General features: G+C 69.4%; 17 protein-coding genes. 10 read left to right on the top strand and 7 right to left on the bottom strand.

Translation table 11 applies throughout. The annotated features are described in order from the left end of the window. Positions 1-13 precede the first annotated feature (13 nt). Positions 14-436, bottom strand: coding sequence for a tellurite resistance TerB family protein (locus IC63_RS07190; RefSeq protein ID WP_036718495.1), 423 nt, complete (start codon positions 434-436; stop codon positions 14-16). 81 nt (positions 437-517) lie between these two features. Here IC63_RS07190 and IC63_RS07185 point away from each other — a divergent pair, with 81 nt between their 5' ends. Continuing rightward, entirely contained in the window at positions 518-2,110 is a 1,593-nt protein-coding gene (locus tag IC63_RS07185) for a lysine--tRNA ligase (RefSeq protein WP_036718493.1), read from the top strand. A gap of 140 nt (positions 2,111-2,250) precedes the next feature. Continuing rightward, positions 2,251-4,542, top strand: a complete 2,292-nt coding sequence (locus IC63_RS07180; protein WP_036718490.1) for a glycosyl hydrolase family 28-related protein — start codon at positions 2,251-2,253, stop codon at positions 4,540-4,542. A 60-nt stretch (positions 4,543-4,602) separates the two neighbouring features. Here the strand turns inward: IC63_RS07180 and IC63_RS07175 are convergent, their stop codons facing one another. After that, positions 4,603-5,109 (bottom strand): pyridoxamine 5'-phosphate oxidase family protein, encoded by a 507-nt coding sequence (locus IC63_RS07175; RefSeq protein ID WP_036718488.1) that lies wholly within the window; start codon positions 5,107-5,109, stop codon positions 4,603-4,605. A 187-nt stretch (positions 5,110-5,296) separates the two neighbouring features. Here IC63_RS07175 and acs point away from each other — a divergent pair, with 187 nt between their 5' ends. From acs to IC63_RS07135, 8 genes are all read left to right on the top strand, one after another. Further along, positions 5,297-7,249 carry an acetate--CoA ligase gene (gene acs / locus IC63_RS07170; RefSeq protein ID WP_036718486.1) on the top strand — a complete coding sequence of 651 codons (1,953 nt, stop codon included), beginning with the start codon at positions 5,297-5,299 and terminating at the stop codon, positions 7,247-7,249. 110 nt (positions 7,250-7,359) lie between these two features. After that, positions 7,360-7,668 (top strand): DUF485 domain-containing protein, encoded by a 309-nt coding sequence (locus tag IC63_RS07165; RefSeq protein ID WP_036718485.1) that lies wholly within the window; start codon positions 7,360-7,362, stop codon positions 7,666-7,668. Between the two features lie 8 nt (positions 7,669-7,676). After that, positions 7,677-9,398, top strand: coding sequence for a cation acetate symporter (locus tag IC63_RS07160; RefSeq protein ID WP_036718482.1), 1,722 nt, complete (start codon positions 7,677-7,679; stop codon positions 9,396-9,398). Between the two features lie 56 nt (positions 9,399-9,454). Beyond that, positions 9,455-10,906 (top strand): DUF294 nucleotidyltransferase-like domain-containing protein, encoded by a 1,452-nt coding sequence (locus IC63_RS07155; RefSeq protein ID WP_036718481.1) that lies wholly within the window; start codon positions 9,455-9,457, stop codon positions 10,904-10,906. Then, entirely contained in the window at positions 10,903-11,136 is a 234-nt protein-coding gene (locus tag IC63_RS07150; protein ID WP_052041944.1) for a hypothetical protein, read from the top strand. The genes IC63_RS07155 and IC63_RS07150 overlap by 4 nt, the downstream gene beginning before the upstream one ends. A gap of 4 nt (positions 11,137-11,140) precedes the next feature. Continuing rightward, positions 11,141-13,864, top strand: coding sequence for a sensor histidine kinase (locus IC63_RS07145; protein WP_036718480.1), 2,724 nt, complete (start codon positions 11,141-11,143; stop codon positions 13,862-13,864). Then, positions 13,861-14,226: a response regulator transcription factor gene (locus tag IC63_RS07140; protein ID WP_036718478.1), complete on the top strand. Its 366-nt coding sequence runs from the start codon at positions 13,861-13,863 to the stop codon at positions 14,224-14,226. Before IC63_RS07145 ends, IC63_RS07140 begins: the two co-directional genes overlap by 4 nt. Then, positions 14,223-16,409 (top strand): 3'-5' exonuclease, encoded by a 2,187-nt coding sequence (locus IC63_RS07135; RefSeq protein ID WP_036718475.1) that lies wholly within the window; start codon positions 14,223-14,225, stop codon positions 16,407-16,409. Before IC63_RS07140 ends, IC63_RS07135 begins: the two co-directional genes overlap by 4 nt. Before the next feature lie 3 nt (positions 16,410-16,412). Here IC63_RS07135 and IC63_RS07130 read toward each other — a convergent pair whose 3' ends face one another. From IC63_RS07130 to IC63_RS07110, 5 genes are all read right to left on the bottom strand, one after another. Then, on the bottom strand, positions 16,413-16,919 hold the full coding sequence (locus IC63_RS07130) for a hypothetical protein (RefSeq protein ID WP_036718473.1): 507 nt from the start codon (positions 16,917-16,919) through the stop codon (positions 16,413-16,415). A 95-nt stretch (positions 16,920-17,014) separates the two neighbouring features. After that, positions 17,015-17,734: a molecular chaperone DjiA gene (locus IC63_RS07125; protein WP_052041942.1), complete on the bottom strand. Its 720-nt coding sequence runs from the start codon at positions 17,732-17,734 to the stop codon at positions 17,015-17,017. Positions 17,735-17,804: 70 nt separating this feature from the next. Beyond that, entirely contained in the window at positions 17,805-18,908 is a 1,104-nt protein-coding gene (gene wecB / locus IC63_RS07120) for a non-hydrolyzing UDP-N-acetylglucosamine 2-epimerase (protein WP_036718472.1), read from the bottom strand. Then, a complete protein-coding gene (locus IC63_RS16950; protein ID WP_052041941.1) occupies positions 18,905-19,780 on the bottom strand; it encodes a sulfotransferase family 2 domain-containing protein in 876 nt (291 codons plus the stop codon). Before IC63_RS16950 ends, wecB begins: the two co-directional genes overlap by 4 nt. Before the next feature lie 17 nt (positions 19,781-19,797). Further along, positions 19,798-23,510: glycosyltransferase (locus tag IC63_RS07110; RefSeq protein WP_036718469.1), on the bottom strand; the 3,713-nt coding region annotated here is incomplete at its 5' end.

The raw sequence follows: 23,510 nt of genomic DNA, 5'->3' as shown, positions 1-23,510 counted from the left end.
GATTTATCAGGGTCTACAGCGTCCGATGCCGCGCTTTCGCGGCGAGTTCGATGGCGGCGGCATGAAGGCGGTCGAGGTCGAACTCGCCGCGGATCTCGGTCAGCAGCTGCAACTCTCCGTCGCTGATCCGGCCGTCGGCCGAGGCGACGTCGCAGGCCAGCACATAGGCGGTGTCGAACAGCGCCGCGGGCAGCGCGTCGCGGACCAGGCCAAACAGCGCGTCCAGCCCGTCCTCTTCTTCGAAAAGGCTCATGACCGTCTGGGACACCGCGCGGATCCGGTCGATGTCGTAATTGGCGAAGACCGGGGTGTGGTTCACGATCCGCTCGATCGCGACCATTTCGGCGGTGCGCAGGTTATGGTCCGAGGCCGAGACCGCCACCATCACCGCAACCAGCGCATCGCAGGGCGAGAACGAGGGCAGATCGAGGCTCATCGGAAGGCTCCGGCAGGCAGGACTGATTGACGCGGCCCGACCCCGGGGCTACGGCAGCAGCCGTAACGACGGAGACCGACGATGACCACCCTGCGCGATGCCGCGATGAATTCCAAGGCCTGGCCCTTCGAGGAAGCGCGACGGGTGCTGAAACGTTACGAAAAGAAGGACCCCGCAAAGGGTTACGTGCTGTTCGAGACGGGCTATGGCCCCTCGGGGCTGCCCCATATCGGCACCTTCGGCGAGGTCGCGCGGACGACGATGATCCGCCGCGCCTTCGAGATGATCTCGGACATCCCGACCCGGCTGTTCTGTTTCTCGGACGACATGGACGGGATGCGGAAGGTCCCGGATAACGTGCCGAATCAACAGCTTCTGCGGGAGAACCTGCAAAAACCGCTGACCGCGGTGCCGGACCCGTTCGGCGAGTTTCCCAGCTTCGGCGACCACAACAACGCGATGCTGCGCCGGTTCCTGGACACCTTCGGCTTCGATTACGAGTTCATCAGCGCAACGGAGTTCTACAAGTCCGGGCAGTTCGACGACACGCTGCGGCTGGCCGCGGAACGCTATGACGCGATCATGGAGATCATGCTGGCCTCCCTGCGCGAGGAGCGGCAGCAGACCTATTCCTGCTTCCTGCCGATCCACCCGGAAACCGGCCGGGTGCTGTACGTGCCGATCAAGCATGTCGATGCGGCCGAGGGCACCGTCACCTTCGACGACGAGACCGGCCGGGAATGGACGCTGCCGGTCACCGGCGGGCAGGTGAAGCTGCAGTGGAAGCCGGATTTCGGCGCCCGCTGGGCCGCGCTCGACGTCGATTTCGAGATGTACGGCAAGGACCACAGCACGAACACGCCGATCTATGACGGCATCTGCGAGGTGCTGGGGGGCCGCAAGCCCGAGCATTTCACCTATGAGCTGTTCCTGGACGACAAGGGCCAGAAGATCAGCAAATCCAAGGGCAACGGGCTGTCGATCGACGAATGGCTGACCTATGCGGCGACCGAGAGCCTGTCCTATTTCATGTATCAGAAGCCCAAGACCGCCAAGCGGCTGTGGTGGGACGTGATCCCAAGGGCGGTGGACGAATACCACCAGCAGTTGCGCGCCTATCCGGCCCAGAGCCCCGACCAGCAGCTGGCCAACCCGGTCTGGCACATCCACGGCGGCGAGGTGCCCGCCTCGGACATGGTGGTGCCGTTCGGGATGCTGCTGAACCTCGCCTCGGTGGCGGGCGCCAAGGACAAGGACGGGCTGTGGGGATTCATCCGCCGCTATGCCCCCGAGGCGACGCCCGAGGCGAACCCGCAGCTGGATGCAGCCGCGGGCTATGCGGTAAAGTATTTCAATGACTTCGTCGCCCCGGGCCGGGTGTTCCGGCAGCCCTCGGACCAGGAACGCGCGGCGCTGGAGGACCTGGCCGCGCGGCTGGCGGCGTGGGACGCCCCCGCCGACCCCGAAAAGCTGCAGGAGATGGTCTATGCCGTCGGCCGGGATCACGGGTTCGAGCCGATGAAGGACTGGTTCGCGGCGCTGTACCAGGTGCTGCTGGGCGCCGATCAGGGGCCGCGCTTCGGCGGCTTCATCGCGCTGTACGGCGTGGCCGAGACGCAGGCGCTGATCGGCCGCGCGCTGGCCGGAGAGCTGGGCGGTGAACAGGTGGCCTGAGCCGGCTGGCCAGGGCGGATGTTGCGGGCGGTGCCGTTGCGCCGCCCGTTTCGTTAACAGACCGTAAACCCCCGAACGGCAGTTTCCGACGCTGTCGCGGGGCCGTCATCCTCGCATCGATCACGAGGGGGACGAGCGCCATGAACATCGCCATTACCGCCGGTCTGCAGCTGATGCCGCCGGGATTCTCGGCCGGTCTGGCCGCCTGGTCGCGGGTGAACGGGCTGAGCGGGGAGCCGACCTGGGCCGGGGCGGCCAACGCCGCGATCGTGCCGGCCGACCAGGATTTCGGGGCGTGCCTGGAAATCGTCAAGCAGGACGACGTCACCCGCATCCGCTTTACCGGCGAGACCCCGATCCTGCCGGGGACCTATCTGCGCGTGTCGGCGCGGGTCAAGGCGGTGGCAGGCAACCTGCCGTCGGTGCGCATCGCCGGCTGGGCGGGGACCGCGCAGCGCCAGCAGGTGACCGGGGTCCCGCAGGCAGCGCCGGCGGTGACGCTGAAAGCCTATGGCGAGGTGGTCGAGATCTCGGCCATCATCGCGGTGGCCTCCCGGCAGGGCGTCGACATGGGCTGGGGCATGACGGCCGCGCTGGGGCATATGGGGCTGGACCTGCTGGGGCCGAATGGCGGGGCCGTGCGGATCGAGAACCTGAGGATCGAGGACATCACCGCGGCCTTCGTGCCGGCGATGATCGACTGGGTCGACGTGCGGGATTACGGCGCCAAGGGCGATGGGGTCACCGACTGCCGCGCGGCCTTCCTTGCCGCCGATGCGGCCGCCGCGGGGGGGCAGGTGCTGGTGCCGGAAGGCACGTACTACATCGCCAGCGACCTGACCATGAAAGAGCCGGTCCGCTTCGTCGGCAAGCTGCGGATGCCGCGCGTGGCGCGGCTGTCGCTGCGGCGGAACTTTGACCTGCCCAGCTATGCCGATGCCTTCGGCGACGAGACCGAGGGGATGAAGAAGGCAGTGCAGGCGCTGCTGGATTATTCGGACCACAACATCCTGGACCTGTGCGGCCGCAAGGTCGACCTGACCGAGCCGCTGGTGATCGGCGATCTCGCCCCCGGCGTGACCGCGTTTTCCACCCGCCGGGTGATCGCCAACGGCCAGATCGGCATCGTGGACGGTCCGGCCTGGGCGACGCGCACGGTCAGCTCTGCCGGGACCTATGACATCGCCGACGGCTACGTGCTGAAGAACGTGGGCCAGGTCGCCGCGATCGAAGTCGGGTCGCTGGTCGTCGGACCAGGAGTGGGACGCGAGATCTATGTCCGCGCCAAGGACATCGGCGCCGGGACCCTGACGCTGTCGAACCCGCTATATGGCGGGTCGGGTACCCGCAGCTATCAGTTCGTCCGTCAGCGCTATGCGTTCGATTTCTCGACCGTCCCGCAGGTCGACCGGTTCTATTTCATGAACGTGGAATTCGGGCTGGACGGGATCGCCAACGGGGTCATGCTGCCGCCGACCGGGCATCTGTGGTCGTTCCGCGACTGCTTCTTCACCCGACCGCTGGACCGCTGCATCACCTCGATCGGCGATGCCTGCCAGGGGATGCTGGTCGATCGCTGCGAGTTCATGTCGAACGATCTGGACCTGCCGGCGCAGTCGCGCACCAGCGTCTGCATGAACATCAACGCCAACGACGCCAAGATCCGCGACAACCGCTTCGTCCGCTTCGGCCATTTCTGCGTCGCGGCGGGGACCGGCAACATCATCAGCGGCAACCACTGGTTCCAGGGCGACAACTCGACCGCCTACCGCGTCGCGGGGCTGGTCATCACCAGCCGCGTGCCGCAGGCGACGATCACCGGCAACTATATCGACAACGCCACCATCGAGTGGACCAACGAGCATCATCCGCAGCCCGTCGTCACGACGCCGCAGGCGGCGTTTGGCGGCCTGACGATCACCGGCAACACCTTCCTCAGTTCCAGCACGGTGGCGAATTTCTCGTGGCTGGTCATCAAGCCCTATGGCGCGGGGCATATCCTGTCGGGGCTGACGGTGATGGGCAACGTGTTCAAGTCGGTCTATGCGACAATCGACCGGGTCGAGCGGGTGGATACCAGCTTTGCCAATCTGGACCTGACGCGGATGCGGAACGTCCGGTTCGAGGGCAACACCTTCCACGGGGTCAGGACGCCGACCTCGAACCCGCTGTATATCAGCCATGCGCAGAATACCGCGGCGGCGCGCTGGGTGGTGCCGACCGGCGGCGCGCTGCCCTTCAACGGGCAGGCGCTGAAGGTCCAGACGGTCGTCGCCGAGGGCGCGATCACGACCTCGACGGGGGCGCGCAACAACGACCTGCCCTCGATCCAGGTGCGGCAGGGCACCGCGAAGGACCAAGTCTATCTGGACTTCTCGCAGCCGGTGAAGGGGGGCGTGGGGGTCCAGGTGCGGATGGACAATCCGGGCTGATCGCCTCAGTCGAGGAAGCAGACTGAGAGACGCGCCCGGCGAAACCTTCGCCGGGCGTCGTCATGTCTGCGGGTCGGAGGCGCCCGCCAGGTCGTCCGGTCCGAACAGCGTCGCCCGGCCGAAGCCCTGGTTCAGCAGCCCGCCGCGGATCGTCAGCCGCCAGAAGCGGAAGTCGGGCAGCTGCAGATAGACCGCCGCCTTCGGGTCGCGCGCGCGCCAGGCGGCGCCGAGCCGTTCGTGGTCCGAGTCCGGCGCCGGAACCGCGCGCACCTGCAGCGACAGCCGCGCCCGGTTCAGCGCGGTGCCGCGGGCGTCAGCCTCGGCCGGGGCGTCGATCAGCAGCGCCGCGCGGGGGTCGCGCTGCAGCGCCCGGGTGTGCAGCGCGAGCCCCGACAGCATCGCCAGCGGCACTCCGGCGGCATCCGTCTGCAGCGCGATGCGCGAGGTCATCGGCCAGCCGGTGTCACCCAGCACCGCCAGCACCGCCGTCGCGGCGGATGCGAGGAGGGCACGCGCGGCCAGGATGGCCTCGTCGTCGGCAGGACGGTGCGGATCGGCTTGCGGCATGACGGCCTTTTCGGGCGACGGGGTTTACACCTTATGCAAGGGGTGCCGAACAGTTTGCAATTTTTACATGTGACAAAAGCGATCTGAAATCCTAGGGTTCGCTCACGACCTTGTGCAGTGCTGCCGCACAAGGGGCGCCCGCCCGGGAGGAGGCCGCGGCGGGCAGCAGAGTTGCCAGGGAGGTTCCATGTCCGACGCGAATTCCAAGCACCCCATTCCGCAGGGTTTCACCAAGGCGCATGTCACGCCCGACGACTATCAGGCGCGTTATGCCGAATCCGTTTCCGACCCCGACGGCTTCTGGGGGCGCGAGGGCAAGCGCCTGGACTGGATCACGCCCTATACCAAGGTGAAGAACACCGACTTCACCCTGGGCAACGTCTCGATCAAGTGGTTCGAGGACGGGGTGCTGAACGCCTGCGTCAACTGCGTGGACCGGCATCTGCCGCAGCGCGCCAACCAGACCGCGATCATCTTCGAACCCGACGATCCGCAGACGCCCGCCGAGCACATCACCTATGCCGAGCTGTCGGAAAAGGTGAACCGGATGGCCAACGTCCTGCTGAGCCAGGGCGTGATGCGCGGCGACCGGGTGGTGATCTATCTGCCGATGATCCCCGAGGCCGCCTATGCGATGCTGGCCTGCGCCCGGATCGGGGCGATCCATTCCATCGTCTTCGCGGGCTTCTCGCCCGACGCGCTGGCCAACCGCATCAACGACTGCGGCGCCAAGCTGGTCATCACCGCCGACACCGCCCCGCGCGGCGGCCGGCGCACGGCGCTGAAGTCGAACACCGACGCGGCGCTGCTGCATTGCTCGGACCGGGTGCGCTGCCTCGTCGTCAAGCACACCGGCGACCAGACCACCTGGGTCGATGGCCGCGACGTCGACGTGCTGGCGCTGATGGATCAGGTCAGCCCCGACTGCCCGGCCCGCCCGATGGGGGCCGAGGACCCGCTGTTCATCCTGTACACCTCGGGATCTACCGGGCGGCCCAAGGGCGTCGTCCACACCACCGGCGGCTATCTGACCTATGCGTCGATGACGCATCAGTACACCTTCGACTATCAGGACGGCGACGTCTTCTGGTGCACGGCCGACGTGGGCTGGGTCACCGGGCACAGCTATATCGTCTATGGCCCGCTGGCCAACGGCGCCACCACGCTGATGTTCGAGGGCGTGCCGACCTATCCCGACGCCGGCCGCTTCTGGGAGGTCTGCGCCAAGCATAAGGTCACCCAGTTCTACACCGCGCCGACCGCGATCCGCTCGCTGATGGGGCAGGGGCCGGAGTGGGTGGAAAAGCACGACCTGTCGAGCCTGCGCATCCTCGGCTCGGTCGGCGAGCCGATCAACCCCGAGGCCTGGGTCTGGTACGACAAGCACGTCGGCAAGGGGCGCTGCCCGATCGTCGACACCTTCTGGCAGACCGAGACCGGCGGCCACATGATCACCTCGCTGCCCTATGCGATCGAAACCAAGCCGGGCGCCGCGACGCTGCCCTTCTTCGGCGTCAAGCCGGCGGTGCTGGACGCGGCCTCGGGGGCGGTGATCGAGGGCAACGGCGTCGAGGGCGTGCTGGCCATCGCCGACAGCTGGCCCGGCCAGATGCGGACGCTGTGGGGCGACCACCAGCGGTTCGAAGAGGCCTATTTCCAGCAGTATCCGGGCTATTACTTCACCGGCGACGGCTGCCGCCGCGACGAGGACGGCTATTACTGGATCACCGGCCGGGTCGATGACGTCATCAACGTCTCGGGTCACCGGATGGGCACCGCCGAGGTGGAATCGGCGCTGGTCGCCCATGCCAAGGTCGCCGAGGCCGCGGTCGTCGGCTATCCGCACGATCTCAAGGGCCAGGGCATCTATGCCTATGTCACGCTGATGAACGGGATCAAGCCCAGCGAAGCGCTGCGCAAGGAGCTGGAGACCTGGGTCCGCACCGAGATCGGCCCGATCGCCAAGCCCGACCTGATCCAGTGGGCGCCCGGCCTACCCAAGACCCGGTCCGGCAAGATCATGCGCCGCATCCTGCGCAAGATCGCCGAAAACGACTATGGCGCGCTGGGCGACACCTCGACGCTGGCCGATCCGTCGGTCGTGGACGAGCTGATCGAGAACCGGATGAACCGGGCCTGAGAATCGCCGCAGGGTCGCGCCACATCGCGCGCGCGACCCGCGACGACCCGCCGGGACGCGGATGAAACGCAGCCGGCACATTGACGAGGACTGGAGGAGGGACAATTCCAATGCAGGACAGCATGCTGGAACGCATCGCTGCCGACCCGAACTATCAGGAGCTGAGATCAAAACGGCTTCGTTTCGGGTGGCTGCTGACCATCGCCATGCTGGTGGTCTATTACGGCTTCATCGCCATCATCGCCTTTGACAAGGCGCTGCTGGCCAAACGCATCGGCAGCGGCGTGACGACCTGGGGCATCCCGGTCGGCTTTGGCGTCATCCTGTTCACCATCGTCGTGACGGCGATCTACGTCATGCGCGCCAACAGCGAATATGACGACCTGACCGAGCGTGTGAAGCGAGAGGCGCTGAAATGAGGCCGACCATGACCCCTGGCCGGTTTCTCGGCATGTCGACCCTGCTGGTCGCCCCCTCGGCCGTGATGGCCGCCGGCGCGCTGGAGGGCGAGGTCACCAAGCAGGCGACCAACTGGACCGCGATCGGCATGTTCGGCCTGTTCGTGGTGCTGACCCTGTTCATCACCAAGTGGGCGGCCGGGCGCACCAAGTCGGCGGCCGACTTCTATACGGCCGGCGGCGGCATCTCGGGCTTCCAGAACGGTCTGGCGATCGCCGGCGACTACATGTCGGCGGCCTCGTTCCTGGGGATCTCGGCGGCGGTGATGGCCAACGGCTTCGACGGGCTGATCTATTCGATCGGCTTCCTGGTCGGCTGGCCGATCCTGACCTTCCTGATGGCCGAAAAGCTGCGCAACCTCGGCAAGTTCACCTTTGCCGACGTGGCCGCCTTCCGCTTTGAACAGACGCCGGTGCGGCTGTTCGCGGCGATCTCGACCCTGGTCGTGGTGGCGTTCTACCTGATCGCCCAGATGGTCGGCGCGGGCCAGCTGATCAAGCTGCTGTTCGGCCTGGAATACTGGATGGCCGTGGTCATCGTCGGCGCGCTGATGATGGTCTATGTGCTGTTCGGCGGCATGACCGCGACCACCTGGGTGCAGATCATCAAGGCCTGCCTGCTGCTGGGCGGCGCGTCCTTCATGGCCTTCATGGTGATGTCGGCCTTCGGCTTCAGCTTCGAGCGGCTGTTCGCCGAATCGGTGCGGATCAAGACCGACCTTGCCGCGGCCGAAGGCAAAACCGCTGAGGAGGCGGCGGCCGCGGGCCAGTCGATCATGGGGCCAGGGAACTTCGTCAAGGACCCGATCTCGGCGATCAGCTTCGGCATGGCGCTGATGTTCGGGACCGCCGGTCTGCCGCACATCCTGATGCGCTTCTTCACCGTCCCCTCGGCCAAGGAAGCGCGCAAGTCGGTGATGTGGGCGACGATCTGGATTGGCTATTTCTACATGCTGACCTTCATCATCGGCTTCGGCGCGATCGTGTTCGTGCTGACCAATCCCAGCTTCCTGGAGATGAAGGACGGCGTCCCCGGCCTGATCGGCGGCAGCAACATGGCCGCGGTCCATCTGGCCAACGCGGTCGGCGGCAACGTCTTCCTGGGCTTCATCTCGGCGGTGGCCTTCGCGACCATCCTCGCGGTGGTCGCCGGGCTGACGCTGTCGGGCGCATCGGCGGTGTCCCACGACATCTACCAGAGCGTCGTGAAGAAGGGCCGGGCCGACAGCGCGTCCGAACTGCGGGTGTCCAAGATCACCACGATTGCCCTGGGCATCGTCGCGGTGATCCTGGGGATCGCGTTCGAAAAACAGAACATCGCCTTCATGGTGTCGCTGGCCTTTGCGATCGCGGCCTCGGCCAACTTCCCGGTGCTGTTCCTGTCGATCCTGTGGAAGGGCATGACCACCCGCGGCGCCGTGATCGGCGGCTTCCTCGGGCTGATCTCGTCGGTCGTGCTGACGGTGCTGTCGCCGTCGGTGTGGGAGGCCACGCTGGGCAATCCCAAGGGCTCGGCGCCGTTCCCCTATACCTCGCCCGCGCTGTTCTCGATGACGCTGGCGTTCCTGGGGATCTGGCTGTTCTCGGTCACCGACAAGAGCCGCCGCGCGGCGATCGACAAGGCCGGCTACCTGGCGCAGGAAGTCCGGTCGGAAACCGGGATCGGCGCCTCCGAGGCCTCGGCGCATTGACGGACGATCCGTCCACGAACGGGAAGGCGGCCGGACCGAAGGGTCCGGCCGTTTCCATGCCGCGGGCCGCGCTGACCGCCGCCTCGGGCGGCCACGCCCAGCGGGAATCGCTGTCGCTGATGTCCTCGCGCGTGGGGGATGCGTTCCTGCGCAAGCCGTACTTCGTCGACGGCGCGACCGACCTCGTGACGCTGTGCCGCGAACTGGCGGCGCGCGACATCGGCGATGCGCTGGTCCGGGACGGCGACCGGCTGGGCATCTTCACCACCACCAACCTGCGCGACGTGCTGCTGATGGATCGCCCGCCCGCGGCGATCCGGGTGGACGAGATCGCGAGCTTTCCCGCCGTCTCGATCCCGATCGGGGACGACCTGTTCCAGGCGATGATCCTGATGCTGCGTCACCGCGTCCACCGGCTGGTGGTGCGTGACGACGCGGGCGCCGTGGCCGGCGTGCTGAGTCAGCTCGACCTGATGGGCTTCGTCGCCAACCACTCGCATCTCATCGCCGTCGAGGCCGCCGAGGCCGCCTCGATCCCGGAACTGAAAGCCGCCGCCGACCAGATCGAGCCGCTGATCCGGGTCCTGCACGCCGACGGGGTGCGTGTCGAGGTCATCGCCGAGCTGGTGGGCGAGCTGAACCGCGCCGTTTTCCGCCGCCTGTGGGAACTGGTCTCGCCCGAGGACCTGCGGGCGCGGTCCTGCCTGATCGTGATGGGCAGCGAGGGGCGGGGCGAACAGATCATCCGCACCGACCAGGATAACGGGCTGATCCTGGCCGACGACGTGGACCCCGCCGCTGCCGCGCCGGCGGCCGAGGCCTTCACCGCCGCGCTGGTCGATTTCGGCTATCCGCCCTGTCCGGGCGGGATTATGGCAAGGACCCCGGTCTGGCGGCAGACCGTGTCGGGCTATCGCCAGACCATCGGCCGCTGGATCTATGGCGAGGACCCCGAGGGGCCGATGAACCTTGCCATCTTCATGGACGCGCTGGCGGTCGCCGGTGACGCGCGGCTGCTGGACGAAGCCAAGGGCCACATGCAGCGGCTGATGTCGGACAGCGACGCTTATCTCGCGCGCTTCGCCGCCTCGGTGAACAGCTTTTCGGATGACCGCAGCTGGTGGACCCGGCTGCCGGGGATGCGGGGACGGGCCTCGGCCGAGATCGACCTCAAGAAGCTGGGTATCTTTCCGATCGTGCAGGGCGCCCGCGCGCTGGCGCTGAAACACGGCATCGCGGCGCTGCCCACCGCCGAACGGCTGGCCGCGCTGGCCGAACAGCGGCGGCTGCCCGCCCCGATGGCGCGCGACCTGACCGACGCGCTGCATTTCCTGATGGGCGCCAAGCTCGACAACAACCTGGCCCAGATCGCCCAGGGGCGGACGCCCGACAACCTGATCCGGCTGGAGGACATGGGCACGCTGGACCGGCAGGCGCTGAAGGATTCGCTGGGGATCGTGCGTGATTTCCGCGACTGGATCAGCCAGCAGTTCAGGCTTTCGACATGACCCGGGACCGCCGCCCCGAGGCGCGCTCGGGCCCGGCCCCCGGTCCGCTGATCGCGCTGTTCGCAGCCGCCGCCCTGGTGCTGAACTTTCCGCTGCTGCTGCTGTGGGACCGGCCGGCGACGGTGCTGGGGCTGCCGGTCCTCGCCGTCGCCCTGTTCGCCATCTGGGCGGCGCTGATCGTCGCGCTGGCGCTGCTGTCCCGCGCGCCGGGCGGCGGCGGCCGGCGCTAGGCCCATGATCGGGCCCTCCGCCGTTCTCGTCACGCTGGTGGCCTATCTGGGCCTGCTGTTCGTCGTCGCGGCCTATGCCGAGCGGCGCGGCCGGGCCGGGCGCTCGATCATCGCCAATCCGTGGGTCTATGCCCTGTCCTGGGCGGTCTATTGCACGGCCTGGACCTATTTCGGCAGCGTCGGGCGGGCGGCAGCCGGGGGCATCTGGTTCCTGCCGATCTATCTTGGGCCGACGCTGGCGATGACGCTGGCCTGGGTGGTGCTGCGCAAGATGGTGCGGATCGCGCAAAGCTACCGCATCACCTCGATCGCCGACTTCATCGCCAGCCGCTATGGCAAGAGCCCGGCGCTGGCCGCGGCGGTGACGCTGGTCACGGTGGTCGGCATCATCCCCTATATCGCGCTGCAGGTGAAGGCGGTGTCGGCGGGCTACGAGATCCTCGCCGGGGACCGTTTCACCCCCGCCCACTGGTGGCAGGACGGCACGCTGGGGGTGACGCTGGGGCTCGCGGCCTTCACCATCGTCTTCGGCACCCGGCACCTCGACCTGTCCGAGCGGCACGAGGGCATGGTCGCCGCCGTAGCGCTGGAATCGCTGGTCAAGCTGGGCGCCTTTCTGGTCGTCGGCGCCTATGTGACCTGGGGGTTGTTCGACGGCCCCACCGACATCTGGGCGCGGGCCGCGGCCTCGCCCGACCTCGCGCCGCTGATGCGGCTGGGGGGCGCGGCCGCGGGGGCGGCGCCGGGGACGGGCTTTGCCGCGGCGCAGTGGTTCGCGATGACGATGCTCGCCATGCTGTCGGTCCTGCTGCTGCCCCGGCAGTTCCAGATGATGGTTGTCGAATGCGTCGAGGAGCGTCACATCCTGCGCGCCGCGTGGGTCTTTGCGGCCTATCTGCTGGCGATCAACCTGTTCGTGCTGCCTCTGGCCATCGGCGGGCTGCTGATCTTTGACCCCGGCGGCGCCGACCCGGAGACCTTCGTGATCTCGCTGCCGCTGGCCCAGGGCGCGACCGGGCTGGCGCTGCTGGCCTATCTGGGCGGGCTGTCGGCGGCGACCGGGATGCTGATCGTGGAAACCGTGGCGGTGTCGACGATGGTCTGCAACGACCTGGTGATGCCTGCGCTGCTGCGTCTGGGCAAGGTCGGGCAGGGGCGCGGCCCGGACGTCACGCGGCTGCTGCTGAACATCCGTCGCGCCGCCATCGTCGCGGTGCTGCTGCTGGGCTACGTCTACTTCCGCGTCGCCGGAGACGTCTATGCGCTGGTCTCGATCGGGCTGATCAGCTTTGCCGCGGTGGCGCAGTTCGCGCCGGCGCTGCTGGGCGGCATCTACTGGCGCGGCGCGACGGGGCGGGGTGCGATGGCCGGGCTGCTGGGCGGGTTTGCGGTCTGGGGCTATACGCTGATGCTGCCCTCGATGGTCAAGTCAGGCTGGCTGCCCGCGGGCATCCTCGACGGGCCGTTCGGCATCGGCTGGCTGGCGCCAGAGCGGCTGTTCGGGCTGTCGGGCTTCGACAACCTGACCCACGCGCTGTTCTGGTCGATGCTGGCCAATATCGGGCTGTACGTGGTGCTGTCGCTGGCCCGCCCGGCCTCGGCGCGCGAGGCGAGCCAGGCGGTGCTGTTCGTCGACGTCTATGACCGGGGCGAGGCCGCGGCGGTGCCGGTGTTCTGGCGCGGCCGGGCGCGGACCGCCGACCTGATGGCGCTGGCCCGCCGTCTGCTGGGACCGGCCCGCGCCGACCAGATCGTCGCCGAAACCGGCGCCGCCGCGGCCGCGCCCTTCGCTGACGCCCGCATGGTCGATCAGGTCGAACGCCAGATCGCCGGCGCGATCGGCAGCGCCTCGGCCCGGGTCATGGTCGCCTCGGTCGTGCAGGAGGAACCGCTGGCCGTGGCCGACGTGCTGGAAATCCTCGACGAGGCTTCGCAGATCCGCGGCTATGCCCGCGCCCTCGAGGAGAAATCCGCCTCGCTCGAGGCGGCGACGGCCGAACTGCGCGCGGCGAACGAGGCGCTGCGCAGCCTCGATCACATGAAGGACGAGTTCATGTCCTCGATCACCCATGAGCTGCGCACGCCCCTGACCTCGATCCGCGCGCTCAGCGAGCTGATGCTGGATGCGCCCGACATGGAGGAGCCCCAGCGGGCCGAGTTCCTGCGCATCGTGGTCGCGGAATCGCAGCGGCTGAGCCGGCTGGTGAACCAGGTGCTGGACATGGCCAAGCTGGAATCCGGTCATGCCGACTGGCACAGCGAGGATGTCGACATGCGCACCCTGGTCAGCGACGCCGTGCGCGCGACCGAGGCGCTGTTCCAGGACCGCGGCATCGGGGTCGACCTGCAGCTGCCGCCCGCGGCGCTGGTGATCCGCGCCGATCCCGACCGGCTGACCCAGGTGGTGCTGAACCTGCTGTCGAACGCCGCCAAGTTCGCCCGCGCGCGGGTGACGGTCGCGCTGGACGCCGGCCCCGATTCCCTGACCCTGCGGGTGTCCGACGACGGCCGCGGCATCGCGCCCGAGGACCAGGACGCCGTATTCGAACGGTTCCGGCAGGTGGGCGAGGCCGCGGGTCACCCCGGCGGCACCGGGCTGGGCCTGCCCATCAGCCGCCGCATCATCGAACATTTCGGGGGCGAGATCTGGGTCGATTCCGCCCCCGGACAGGGGGCGACATTCGCCTTTCGTCTGCCCTATGATCGCCGCGAGGGGGAAGCGAGATGAGCCACCGAATCCTGATTGCCGATGACGAGCCGAATATCGTCGTCTCGCTGGAATTCATGATGAAGCGCGAGGGCTACGACGTTCTCGTCGCCCGCGACGGCACCGAGGCTCTGGCGACGATCAGGGCCAGCCGCCCGGCGCTGGTGCTGCTGGACGGGATGATGCCCGGCATGTCGGGCTTCGAGGTATGCGAGGCCGTGCGCGCCGATCCCGACCTCGCCGGCACCCGCATCGTGATGCTGACCGCCAAGGGCCGCGACACCGACGTGGCCCGCGGCATGGGCGCCGGCGCCGACGCCTATGTCATCAAGCCGTTCTCGACCCAGGAGCTGGTCCAGCGCGTGGGTGAGCTTCTGGCATGAGGCTGACGCGCCGGCTGATCCTGGTCCTGCTCGCGCCCGGGCTGGCGCTGGCCTTGTGGCTGGCCGTGACGCTGCTGCTGGTGGGGCTCGTCACCGGCGGATCGGGGATCGCGGTGGCGCCGCAGGTGGTGCAGCCGGTCGCGATGGTGCTGCTGTCCCTGTGGCTGGCAGCTCTGGCCGCGGGGGCCTGGGTGATGCACCGGCTGTGGCGGGTGCATGTGCTGGGTCCGGCCAAGCTGCTGAACGCGGCGCGGATCATGACTTCGGACATGAGCGTGACGAGCCTGCCGCTAAGCGAGGACGCCGCGCCGATGCTGCGTCTGGTCGGCCGCGAATTCGAACACATGGCCGCCCAGCGCGACGAGCTGCGGATGGACATGGCGCGGCTGGTGGACGAGGCGAGCCGCTCGGTCTCGGACCAGCGTGACCAGCTGGCGGCGCTGATGGCCGAGCTGAGCCAGGCGGTGATCGTGTGCAACCGCGATGGCAGCGTGCTGCTGTATAACGGCCAGGCGCGGGATCTGGTCCGCCGGCTGGCCGGGCAGGGGTTCGAGAACGGCTCGCTGATCGGCCTCGGCCGGTCGGTCCACGACCTGCTGGACAAGGCCGCCATCGCCCATGCGCTGGAAACCGTCGAGGGGCGGATGGCGCGCGGGGTGGCCGCGGCCGCGGCGGTGGCGCAGTTCGTGACCACCGCCCGCGGCGGCCATCTGCTGCGCGTGAGCCTGTCGCCGATCCGCCGCTCCGATCACGGCGAGGGCGAGGGCGGCCCGGTCACCGGCTATGTGCTGCTGATCGACGACATCACGCTGGACCAGCAGCAATCCTCGCGTCGGGACGAGGCGTTGCTGCGGCTGACCGAATCGAGCCGCGCCGCCATCGCCAGCATGCAGGCGGCGCTGGAGATGCTGGACTACCGCGACCTCGCCCCAGAGGACCGCGACCGCTTCCTCGCCATCGTCCGCGACGAGGTGGCCGCGATGGGCGAGCGCATCGGCGCTATTGCCGAGGGCGAGTTGCAGACCCGCGCCACCCGCTGGCCGCTGAACGACATGCTGGGCGGCGACCTGATCGCCGCCGCCGTCCGCCGCTTGGGCGAGACCACCGGCACGCCGATCACCACCGCCCCGGTCGAGGACGACCTGTGGCTGCGGATCGACAGTTTCGGGCTGATCCAGGCGCTGGATTTCCTCGCCCGGCAGCTGCGCGACCTGCAGGACGACCCGGTGCTGTGGCTGCGGCTGACCCGCGGCAACCAGCGCGCGCTGCTGGATCTCGGCTGGGTCGGGCGCGCGGGGGCGGGGGCGCCGGATGCGGCGCGGCTGACCGCGCTGCCCTCGCTGGCGGTCGAGACCGACGGCCAGATGCTGGGCGCCTCGGCGCGCGAGATCGTGGAACGCCATGGCGGCGAGATCTGGCTGGAACGCGGCCGCGGCATCGGCGGAGAGCCGGCGCAGCCCTTCTTCCGCATGCTGCTGCCGCTGGCCGCCGTGGACATCGCCGAGCCTGCTGCCCAGATCGGCAGCCGGCCCGAATTCTACGACTTCGACCTGTTCACCGCCGGCGCGGGCAGCGCCTCGGACGACCAGCCGCTGGCCGGGCTGACCTTCACGGTCTTCGACTGCGAGACGACCGGGCTGGACCCGTCAGGCGGGGACGAGATCATCCAGATCGGCGCCGTGCGCATCGTCAACGGCCGCATCCTCACTGGCGAGACCATCGACCAGCTGGTCGATCCGCAGCGGTCGATCCCCGAGGCCGGGATCCCGATCCACCACATCCACCCGCACATGGTCCGCGGCCAGCCGACCATCGCCCAGGCGCTGCCCGTGTTTCACCGCTTTGCGCAGGGCAGCGTGCTGGTCGGCCACAACGTCGCCTTCGACATGCGCTTCCTCAAGCTCAAGGAGGCGGCGACCGGCTGCGTCTTCGACCATCCGGTGCTGGACACGCTGCTGCTGTCGTCGGTGGTCCACCCCGCCGAGGAAAGCCACAGCCTCGAGGCGATCGCCGCGCGGCTGGGCATCACCATCGGCGGGCGGCACACCGCGCTGGGGGATGCGCGGGCGACGGCCGAGGTGTTCACGCGGCTGATCCCGCTGCTGGCGCGGCAGGGCGTCACCACGCTGGGCGAGGCGCGCGAGGCCTCGGGCCGGTCGCAATTCGCCCGCCTGCGGTACTGAGCGTCACAGTTCGATCTGCGAGCCGTCCGGCGCGGTGACGACGGGCGCTGCGGGCTGGGCGGGCGGCTGGGTACCGTCGCCCTTAGGGACGAAGTTCGGCAACTGTTCCAGCGGCGGGGGCGGCGGGGCCCCGGCCTTGCGGCGGATCAGGATGTCGCCATTGGCGAGGCGCTCGGGCGGCATCTCGTAATTGCCGATGTCGTCCATCAGGTTGCCCAGTTCTTCCAGGACCGGCGCGTATTCATCGAACAGCCCACCCATGTCGCGCGCCAGACCCTCGAGATGCGGCTGCGCACGTTCAAGCATGTTGTTCAGAAGTTCGTCCAATGGATTGTTTTCGCTCGACGGCGCGCGATCGGGAAAGCGGAAGGGATCGCCTCCGGTGCCGCCGGTCGCGGGCGGGGCCTCGTCGGCCCTGGGCATGTCGAACGGGGCCGCGGTCTGGGCCAGCGCCGGGATGGCACCCGCGGCGGCCAAGAACAGGGCGGTCAGGATAGCGTGGCGGCTCATCGGTCAGCCTTTCCGGAAAGGGGCAAAACACCCGTCCCCTCAGAACCGGCTTTGGCCGCCGGCAGTTCCCCGCCGCTGATCTCAGGGGGTCACCTCTACAGGTGGTTTGCGCGATAGCTGGCCCAGGCGGCGTTGATCGCGCGGGTGCGGGATTCGGCCAGGCGCACCGCCTCGGGCGGCAGGCCGTGGGCCTGGGCGCGGTCGGGGTGGTGTTCGCGGATCAGGTCGCGATAGCGCGCCCGCGCCTGCGGCAGCGGCGTTCCGGGGGGGATGCCCAGCACCTCGCAGGGCGGGCAGCCGGTGGCCGGCGTCCGGCTGGCGCGGATCGCGGCCACCTGATCGGCGGGGATGCCGAAGATGCGGGCGACCTCGTCGAGGAATATGACCTCGTTTTCATGCAGCCCGGCGCCGTCGGCGACGGCGATCACGTGCAGCCCGTCCAGCACGTCGACCAGCACCGGGTCGTCGGGCGGAAACAGCGCCGCGATCCGATGCGCCCACAGGTCGAACCCCGCCACGTCGCGCCGGGCGAGGTCGAAGACATGGGCGGCGTGGCGTTCCTCGGTCCGCGGAATCTTGAAGATGCGGCGGAAGGCCGCGACCTCTTCCCGCGCGACACGGCCGTCGGCCTTGGCGAGCTTGGCCCCCAGCGCGATGACGGCGATGGTGAAGGCGACCGAGCGTTCGGGGGGCGCCGCCGCCCGCGGCCGGCCGATCAGCGCCGCCAGCCGATCGCCGATGCGCTGCCAGAACCCGCGCGGCGGGGGCAGATGGGGCGCGGGCGTCGGGGCCGGGGGATGGGCGAGATCGTCCATGCCCCCAACCTAGCGAAGCACGCCCGGCGACGAAAGCGAAACCGGGACCGGCCCGGCGGGAGAGGGGTGGTTACAGCAGGTCGCGGCGCAGAGTCTGCACGATGCGGCCAGCCGCCTTGCCGTCGCCATAGGGCGATTCCCGCCGCGCCATCGCCGCATAGGCGGCCGGATCGTCCAGCAATTCCTGCGCCGCGGCACGGATCGGCTCGGTCTGGGTGCCGACCAGCCGGGTGACGCCGGCGGTCACCGCCTCGGGACGCTCGGTCGTCTCGCGCAGCACCAGGACGGGCTTGCCGAGGGCAGGGGCCTCTTCCTGCACGCCGCCGGAATCCGACATGATCAGCGTCGCGCGGCTCATCGCGCCGACGAAGGCGGTATAGTCCAGCGGCTCGCACAGGATCACCCGGTCGGCGCCCCCGAAGCGGGCGTTCACCACGCCCCGCACGTTGGGATTGTGGTGCACCGGCAGCACCATCTGCAGGTCGGGGTTGTCGGCCATCAGCCGCTCCAGCGCGTCGCAGATGCGGGCCAGGGGGGCGCCGAAGTTTTCGCGCCGGTGCAGCGTCACCAGCAGCAGCCGCTTGCCGGGATCGAGGTCCAGCCCGGTGTCGGGGTTCATCGCCGCGACGTGGTGCAGCGCGTCGATGACGGTGTTGCCGGTCACCTGGACGCTGTCCGGGGCATAGCCCTCGGCCAGCAGCCGGTCGGCCGCGAGCTGCGTCGGCGCGAAGTGCCAGCGGGTCAGGTGGCTGGCGACGACGCGGTTCATCTCCTCGGGGAAGGGGTTGGTGATGTCGCCGGTGCGCAGCCCGGCCTCGACATGACCCAGCGGGATGCGGTCATAGAACGCCGCCAGCGCCGTCGCGAGCACGGTCGTGGTGTCGCCCTGGGCCAGGATCGCGGCGGGTCTTTCGGCCGCGAGCACCTCCTCCAGCCGGATCAGCAGACGGCCTGTCAGCCCGGACAGGGTCTGGCCGGGCTGCATGATGTCCAGGTCGATGTCGGGGGTGATGCCGAAGACCGCCAGCACCTGGTCCAGCATCTGGCGGTGCTGGGCGGTGGCCAGCACCCGGCAGTCCAGGTCGGGATCGGCCTGCAGCGCCCGGATCACCGGGGCCATCTTGATCGCCTCGGGGCGGGTGCCGACGGTGACGAGAACGGTCTTGCGTGTCATATCCGGTGGTCCCGTTCGATCAGCTGGCAGGCGCGGTCATACAGCGCCACGTCCTGCACGTTGGCCGCCTGCAGCCGCTCGCGCAGCGGGGCGGGCAGCGGCGCCAGCAGCGCCTCGACCCGCTCGGAGATGGTGTTTTCGTGGTGCTGGGTCACGTTCTTGCGGGTGTCCTCGGGCAGGGCCAGGGTGATGCCGTGATCCGCCAGGATGTCGGCAAAGCGCGCGACGTCGGTTTCGAAATGCTCGGTCCGGCCAAGCAGCTCGATCGCGGACAGGTTGCGGAAGGCGGCGGCGAGGTCATAGACCAGCCCCGCGACCGAGCGTCGGATCAGCGGGCGCTGGCGGTGGACGCTGGCAAAGAACCGGGTCTGGGCGTTCGAGACATGCACCGCCTCGGCCGGAGTCGTCAGGCAATGTTCCACCCAGCCCGCGAAATCATGCCCGCGGGCGGCCTCGGCTGTGGCGGTCGTGTCGATGTGATAGGCCAGTTCCGGCGCCAGGCCGGCCAGCTCCAGCGCCGGAACGCGGTCCTCGGCCGGCAGCAGACCGATCGGGACGCCGTCGACCGTCTCGGGCCCGCGCTTGAAGCGATAGATCGAGGCGATGCGCAGGAACGGGTTGCGCACGAAGATCGCCGACAGGGTCCGGTAGTCCAGCGAGCTGGGCGCCGGCAGGATGACCTGGTGGGACGAGAACGCCACCGCCGCCGGGCGCCGCTGGATGATGCGGTCCAGCTGTTCCTGGTCGATGGTGAAGAACGGATAGGGGCCGTCGAACAATTCGACGCGGTCGCCGAAATTGTGCTGCAGCACGTGGTCGAACGACGTCCCCGCGTTCTTGTAGATATGGTAATGCACGATAACGGTCCGCATCGGCCCGATCCTTTCTGTCAACCGCGCCTCAGCGTCGGCTCGGGTCGGGTCTCGCGGTATCGGTGCGGCACCCACGCCCCCCAGCGGTCCTCATAGATCGCCTTGTTGCGGTCGAACAGCGCCTGTTTCTCGCCCGAGGGCAGGGCGTCGAAACTGGCCGACAGGTGGTGGTGGCAGAAAGCGTCCTCGGCCAGCGCCGTCTGCAGGCCGGCGGCGCGGAAGGTCGCGCAGTGGTCATCATCCTCGAACATGCCGCGGCCATAGATTTCGGGCAGATCGCCCAGCCGGTCCAGGTCGGCGCGGCGGAACATGGCGCAGAAATAGGCGCAGACGGGGATCGGCGACCACTGGCCGCGATGGCCGGTTGCCAGCGCGCGGGCGGCGCGGGCCATGCCGTCCATGTCGGCATAGGCGATCTCGATCCGCGCCTCGTTGCCGATGTTGTTGGTCATCGGGCCGACGATGCCGATCTCGGGGTTGCGCTGCAGGTGGCGGACCATCGCCAGCAGCGCGCCGGGGGCGAGGAAGGTGTCGTTGTTGAGCAGCAGCACGTAGTCGCCCGAGGCCGCCGCGATGCCGCGGTTGTTGCCCCGCGCGAAGCCCAAGTTTTCGCCGTTCTCGACCAGCACGATGCGCGGATCGGCGGCGGCGCGGGCGCGCAGCACCTCGAGCACCGCCGGGGTCGAGCCGTTGTCGACCAGCACCACCTCGAGATTCGGATAGACCTCGCCGCGGCCCAGCATCGCGTGCAGCGTGGCCAGGGTCATGTCGGTGTCCGCGCCGTAATGCAGCACGACGACGGACAGCCTGGGTTCACGCTCCATCTCCGCCAGCATGTCGGCGGCGCGATAGCTCCACGCGTTGTCCAGCGCATACCGGCGCAGCTGCTGCCCGAAGGCGGCGTCGCGCGCCAGTGGCGCGGCGCGGCGGATCTGGGCGGCGAAGGCCGCGGGATCGTCGGCGCGGAACACCAGGTCCCCCGCACGGTCCAGTTCCGGCAGCGAGGTCGAGACGGTGGGCCGCATCACCCCCGAATATTCATAGAACTTGACCGGGTCGCAGGCCTTGATGATCGGCAGCAGCTGGAACGGGATGATGAGGACGTCCATCTGCTTGTGGAAGGCCGGCACGTCCCGATAGGGGATCTCGCCGTGCAGCGTCACGTTGGCCAGCTTGCCCAGACGCAGCGGCGGCTCGGCGGTGACGGCGCCGCACAGGTGGATGTCGAAATCCGGGTTGTCGCGGGCGACGCGTTCCAGCAGGTCGGTGTCGAACCATTCGGCGATCGCGCCGACATAGCCGACCCGGATCGTGCCCGGCTTCAGCTTGCCGGCCAGCCAGCCGGGGGCGGGCTCATCCTCGGGGTCGCGGATGAAGTGGCTGACATCGGTGCCGTTACGGACCATGACCACGTCGCGCATCGGGGCGAACTTGTCGTACAGATACTGCGAGCTGACCACCATCTTGTCGGCCCGCGCGATCATGTCCATTTCGGTTTCAAGGACATGCGCCTCGGTGTTCGAAAACCCGCCGATGTCGTCCATGCAGTCGAAGGTGACCTGATATTCGGGCGACAGGTGCCGGGCGAGGTGCCACCAGTAGGGGTGTTCGATCACCACGTGGCTGACCGGCGAGGCGCCGACCGCGTCGGTCAGGGCGTGGAAATGGTCGACCCAGGCCTGCGCCTGCCGCGGCGTCGGGACGCCGGTATAGGCCGCGAGGCCGCGCATGCCGCGGTTCGGCAGGCGGATCACCTGCACGCCGGGCGCGACGTCGCGGGCGGTACCCTCGCCCAGGTTCTGTTCCATTTCCAGGTAGAACACCCGGTGTCCCGCCGCGGCCATCTGGGTCGCCAAATGCTGCGGGCGCTGGGTGCGGAAATCCCAGCCGATGATCGACATCACGAAGATGTCGGGCTTGTCGCCGGTCCGCGCGGGCACCTCGGCATAGCGGTGCGCCGGGGCCGCATCGGCCGCCAGCGGCGTGAAGGCGAGCCCGCGGGGGATGCCGCCCGGGACCGGCAGCCGGCGCTTGATCCGTTCGACCACCGGGGCGGGGACCACCGACCGCAAGGTGCGCCCGCCCCACCGGTAGAGCCGGCGATAGATCGGTTTCAGCACGGTCATGCGTTCCTTTTCCAGCCAGCGTGTGGCCTCGGCCAGCGCGCGGTCGCTGGCCTCGATATGTGCGGTGGCGTGGGCAAGTTCGTCCTGCAGCGCGCATATCACCTGCCAGCGATCATCGGCCAGATCGGCCATCTCGTCGCGCTGCGTCTCGGTCGCGGCCAGCAGCGCCTGCAGGGCGTCGGCCTGGGCGCCGTGGCGCTGCGCGGCGGCCGCGGCCTCGTCGCGCTCCGCCTCGGTTGCAGCCAGCCGGCGCGAGAAGGAGGCGGCGGCCTCGTCGCGTTGCGCCTCGGTGTCGGCCAGCAGCGCCTTCAGGGCGTCGGCCTGGGCGCCGTGGCGCTGCGCGGCGGCCGCTGCCTCGTCGCGCTCCGCCTCGGTTGCAGCCAGCCGGCGCGAGAAGGAGGCGGCGGCCTCGTCGCGTTGCGCCTCGATGTCGGCCAGCAGCGCCTTCAGGGCGTCGGCCTGGGCGCCGTGCCGCTGCGCGGCGGCCGCGGCCTCGTCGCGCTCCGCCTCGGTTGCAGCCAGCCGGCGCGAGAAGGAGGCGGCGGCCTCGTCGCGTTGCGCCTCGGTGTCGGCCAGCAGCGCCCGCAGGGCGTCGGCCTGGGCGCCGTAGCGCTGCGCGGCGGCCGCGGCCTCGTCGCGCTGCGCCTCGGTTGCAGCCAGCCGGCGCGAGAAGGAGGCGACGGCCTCGTCGCGCTGCGCCTCGGTGTCGGCGATGCGGCGCTGCGCGGATTCCATGCCCGCGTCGCGCTGCGCCTCGGCCTCGGCGGCGCGGCGCTGTGCGGCGGCAAGGCCCTCGTCGCGCTGGCGTTCGGTTTCGGTCAGCCGGCGGAGGAACTCGGCCGCGGCGGTGTCGCGCTGCGCCTCGGTCGCGGTGATCCGGTCGGCCAGCGCGCGGCAGTCGGCCAGGCGGTCGGCGACGTCGGTCTCCAGTTGGACGCGGCGGGCGTCCAGCGCCGCGATGCGGTCGTGGTCGTCGCGGTGCCGGGTGGCGTGGACGGCCTCGACCCCGCGCGCCGCCGCCGACAGCGCGTCAAGGCGCTTGCGAAAGCCCGCCAGGTCGGCGGCCGGCGGGACGCGGCCGGCATTGGCGGCGGTGCGCAGGGTGGTGAACAGCTCCATCGCCAGCGCCTCGATCGGGCCCTCGGCGGCGGAGGTGCTGCCGCGGCCGTGGACGGCGCCGGGGATGAAGGCCGCGTCGGCCAGACGGCGGGCGTCCGGCGGCACGCTGCTTCCGTCCAGCGCCGCAATCGCCTCGAGCGTGCGGGCCGGGGCCTGCATCCAGTCGGGAAACACCACGATCTGCCGCGGCAAGCCCTCGCTGTGCTCGACCGAGCCGAGCGTGTGCGCGATCCAGGACAGCATCGCGGCATCGGCGGCCATGCCGTCGCGCCGGTCCAGCGAATGGGCAACCTCGCGCGGGTCGCGCAGGGCGATGACGACGACCGCCTTCGCGCCCCGGGCGTCGGCCCAGGCCCGCCACAGCGGCAGGGTCAGCGACAGGCGCGGGTCCTTGACGACGATGCGGTCGGCATCGCCGAAGCTGGTGGCGATGGCCTCGTCCAGCCGCGACAGCACGGCCGGATCGGGCGCGGGCAGGGTGGGCG

Source organism: Paracoccus sphaerophysae, assembly GCF_000763805.1.
GTDB classification, from domain to species: domain Bacteria; phylum Pseudomonadota; class Alphaproteobacteria; order Rhodobacterales; family Rhodobacteraceae; genus Paracoccus; species Paracoccus sphaerophysae.
The sequence above is the reverse complement of the archived record's forward strand: the minus strand, read 5'-3'. Positions and strand labels throughout refer to the sequence as shown.